5 protein-coding genes are annotated in these 3,632 nt (G+C 41.4%); 3 read left to right on the plus strand and 2 right to left on the minus strand.

The window, feature by feature from the left end; translation table 11 throughout:
* Window positions 1–822: 822 nt before the first annotated feature.
* The gene (locus tag HZA77_16300; protein MBI5376991.1) at window positions 823–2,163 is read right to left on the minus strand and encodes an IS1182 family transposase; all 1,341 of its coding nucleotides are present in this window, start codon (window positions 2,161–2,163) and stop codon (window positions 823–825) included.
* Window positions 2,164–2,519: 356 nt separating this feature from the next.
* On the opposite strand from HZA77_16300, the gene HZA77_16305 reads away from it, so the two are divergent.
* From HZA77_16305 to HZA77_16315, 3 genes are all read left to right on the plus strand, one after another.
* The gene (locus HZA77_16305) at window positions 2,520–2,687 is read left to right on the plus strand and encodes a hypothetical protein (protein ID MBI5376992.1); all 168 of its coding nucleotides are present in this window, start codon (window positions 2,520–2,522) and stop codon (window positions 2,685–2,687) included.
* A 171-nt stretch (window positions 2,688–2,858) separates the two neighbouring features.
* Window positions 2,859–3,068 carry a hypothetical protein gene (locus HZA77_16310; GenBank protein ID MBI5376993.1) on the plus strand — a complete coding sequence of 70 codons (210 nt, stop codon included), beginning with the start codon at window positions 2,859–2,861 and terminating at the stop codon, window positions 3,066–3,068.
* The gene (locus HZA77_16315) at window positions 3,065–3,322 is read left to right on the plus strand and encodes a type II toxin-antitoxin system RelE/ParE family toxin (GenBank protein MBI5376994.1); all 258 of its coding nucleotides are present in this window, start codon (window positions 3,065–3,067) and stop codon (window positions 3,320–3,322) included. Before HZA77_16310 ends, HZA77_16315 begins: the two co-directional genes overlap by 4 nt.
* A 55-nt stretch (window positions 3,323–3,377) precedes the next feature.
* On the opposite strand, the gene HZA77_16320 is transcribed toward HZA77_16315, so the two are convergent.
* Window positions 3,378–3,632, minus strand: a 255-nt coding sequence (locus HZA77_16320; GenBank protein MBI5376995.1) for a hypothetical protein, incomplete at its 5' end; no start/stop codon positions are given.

A 3,632-nucleotide genomic window follows, 5' to 3' on the forward strand; every position in this document is an offset into this window, starting at 1 on the left:
AGGGACACAGAGCCTGTCTAAAAACTCAGTATTTGTCATTGTCCAGCTTGACTGGACAATCCAGAAGCTATTGAAAAGACTGGATTCCCCGATCAAGTCGGGGAATGACAGCCTGACGGAATTGTAGTTTTTAGACAAGCTCCACATCCCATATTTTCAACTTAATCCTTTTTTCACCTTGCTCCCCGCTCCACCTGCCACAGCAACACTGCTTGCTGAGTTACATATTGCGGCGTAGGAATGCACGAATGGTTCGCAATTCATTTTCAGGTACGCACTTAACGAAAGTTCGATGTCTTCGAGCATTGGGGTGTGGCAGAAAGGTTATGATACGCTCCCGACCCCACACTCTGGCTGGGACATACATGGTCCCATCTGTGGGGATACCGAACTCGGTTTTAAGTGCTTCTCGCGCCCGTTTGCCGAGGACCACGATTATGCTGGCACCTGACATCGACAGTGTGCGACTGAGATAGCGACTCACACAGAAGTCCTGAAAGTCCTGAGCTTCACGCACCCCGATTTCATACTTGGATTTGCAGTGTACTATCTCCGTGAGTGCGTAATCAATGCCTGGTTCAACATCTTGATCGAGCAATTCAATCGCCCGTTGTTTTACTCCTGCCCAGAACTTGGTTGCACGCAAATGTACGCCGTCTTCACCTAGGAGCCTGTCCGAGTAATAACTATTTTTAAGATTTTATCTGTCATAATTTTCATACTGTTTTATAATCATCGGGGAATAACACCATCTGAACTTTTTTAACCCTGTTTATCTCCAAAACAATACAGTCATTAACGCACAAAAGTGCCTCTCTGTCTTTAAAACCTTTCACAGGTAGTAAATCCTGCTCTGTAAAGTTTCAGGATGTTATGGGCTGTACATATCAGAGACCATTCGCCTTTCACTTTCTCAAGCCCTCGCATCAGAAATTGTCGAAACCCTCTGGCCTCTTTTATTTGCCCAAATACAGGTTCAACTGTCTGCTTCCTTAGTTTGTATTTTCCTCGTCCATGTTTGGTCCTCAGTTTTCTCCTCATCCTGTCTATAACTGACAGATCTTCCGGTATTCGCCCTCGTGGGGCCGGCTCTACTTTGTCATTATGCTTTTGTTTGTCAGGTGATATGAAGGCTTCAACTTTCTGCTCCCTTAACCATTCAACATTCTCTCCGCTAAAATACCCTGCATCTGCTGATACTTCTTCCGGTAATGCATCCATTACTTCTACTATCTTCTCTACCATTGGTTTTACATGCTTTTTGTCTACCGATTTGTTTGATACATCCGCTGCCACTATTACCTGTGATGACGCATCCACTGCTGCCTGAGCGTTATAACCTTGTATGAATGCCTTATCCCCATTAATCATTATCTTCGATTCGGAGTCCGTGAAATTCCTCTGTGCGCTTTCTTTAGGAACACCTATATGTGCAGGCTTCTTGCCACGCTTTTTACCGGCGTCTTCTGCATCCTCTTCTTGAAAGTTCTGTCTTGCTTCTTCCTCCAACGCCTTCATCGCTTCTTCTATTTTCTTTAAACGGCTTTCCCTCCTGGCAAGCTCCTCGGGAAGTTCGTCCCCACGTTTGTCTCTCCCATATTCTTCGTCTTCTGCCCTGTCCACTTCTTCTGCCTGCCTCAGTATGTCTTCTATTTCCTGCTTAAGCCTTTCCGTTTCTTTCTTCATCCTTCCGTAGCTCATTGCCTTATGCTTCGATGCGTTGGCCTTTATCTTTGTCCCATCCAGTGAGATATGCCCAAGCTGTACAAGTCCTGCCCTCCGACATATTTCAACTACCTGTACAAACAATCCTTTCAATGCTTCAAGATGCCGCTTCCTGAAATCGCTGATCGTCCTGAAGTCCGGGAAATTCCCGGCTCCAACTATCCGAAATGCTACGTCTTCCTGAAGCTTCCTCGCTATTCGCCTCGACGAATACACTCCTACACAATATGCATAAAAAATAACTTTCGTCATCATCCCCGGATGGTATGGAGGATAGCCGCGCTCTTCTTTTTCATACACCTCCTCTATGGCGCTTAGTTTTAGTCCGTCTACTATGTCAGAGATAAAGTAGACAAGGTGATCCTCCGGCAACCATTCCCTCAATGATGGCGGTATCAATAAAAGTTGATCTGGTTCGTATGGTCTATATGTTTTCATGTCACTATTATATGGATTTGCTTGCTTCAGTTGAAGTTAATATTACTCGGACAGGCTCCTAGGACACCCATAGTGTTATAGATTATCTCGATGAACTCAAGGAAACAGGTGAAATCGTATTTGAGAGACCACCTCTTAAAAGAAATTTTCAAATGAGACTTGATGATGCAACAATTAATAAGCTGAAAAAACTTGCCAAAATGAAAGGCATTATTGATGTTTCAACCATAATAAGAGGCTGGATAAAAGAACATCTCAATAAAGAACTTAAGACTGCATAAACAAGAGCAGTCTTCACTTTCAACTACTGACCACCTTTTAAAAACTTACAGGGTCTTGTTAACTGGGCAGAGGACATGATAAGGGAATCTGATTTTGAAAGCAAAAGCTTTGAACTCATAAGAGACATACTTGCAAGGATAGGGCTTGCAGATGTCCGTGAATTTGGGCTTACATGGGATGATTGTTATGATTTTCTTCACAAACTCGGCTATAACGTGAAGGTTGAATTAGTAGAAGTATAGCTTGTAGCATTGTAGATGTATACCTGCCTGTCGGCAGACAGGTTATTAGAGTTTTTAAATAGGTTTATCGTACTTCTTTTGAAACCTTTTTTATTACTCTTTATTACTCAATTGACTAATTCCTTACCTTTTGTTAATCTTTTACTAAAAATAAACGCTGGGAGGCTAAAAATGCACGGGATTGCCGAAAATATCAAGCCTAAATATATGATTGATGAGAAAGGCCATAAGAAATCTGTTGTACTCAGCCTGAAGGAATACAAAAATATAATGGAGTTAGTTGAAGACCTTGAAGACGCTAATGACCTCCTTAAAGCTGAACGAGAGGCAACTACCTTTACTCCATATGAAAAGTTCCGCAAGGCATGGCTTAAACTTTGATTTATAAGATCATAATAGAACGTAAGGCTGAAAAAGAAGCAGAGAAAATTCCAATAAAATATCGCACTGCAATTGATAGAGCAATTCTTTCCCTTACCTCTAATCCAAGACCCCACGGTTCTAAAAAGCTCACAGAAAAAGAAGGTTACCGTATTCGTGCCGGCAATTATCGTATTCTCTATACGGTAGACGATACAGCCAAAACGGTTATTGTATATAGAATAAAGATTAAAGGAAAAACTACCTATAAGTAACATTTTTTCCTCTGGTTTAATTTTTTTAATTACGAAATTCCTTACTCTTAATTTATCAAATGCACTGCTTCAGTGAATCCAGTCCCAGCGCCATTCTCAATGTCAATATTACATCTGAAATATCCACTATGCCGTCATTGTTTATGTCTGAACAGGTTTTATTTTGGTATAATCCCAATGCTATTCTTAACACCAGTATCTCATCACTGATGTCTATAATGTCGTCTTTGTTCATGTCACCTATGAATTGTGTCTGATAAACAAAACTCTCTCTAACAAGGGAAAAGTTGCCAGCATTATCTTTTACTAA

This window comes from Candidatus Schekmanbacteria bacterium (genome assembly GCA_016219965.1).
In the GTDB taxonomy this organism is placed as follows: Bacteria; Schekmanbacteria; GWA2-38-11; order GWA2-38-11; family J061; genus JACRJM01.

Excerpts from the sequence above, each read along its gene's own strand:
- HZA77_16300 (MBI5376991.1), bottom strand. The coding sequence starts at position 2,163 with ATGAAAACATATAGACCATACGAACCAGATCAACTTTTATTGATACCG.
- HZA77_16305 (MBI5376992.1), top strand. The coding sequence starts at position 2,520 with ATGATAAGGGAATCTGATTTTGAAAGCAAAAGCTTTGAACTCATAAGA.
- HZA77_16310 (MBI5376993.1), top strand. The coding sequence starts at position 2,859 with ATGCACGGGATTGCCGAAAATATCAAGCCTAAATATATGATTGATGAG.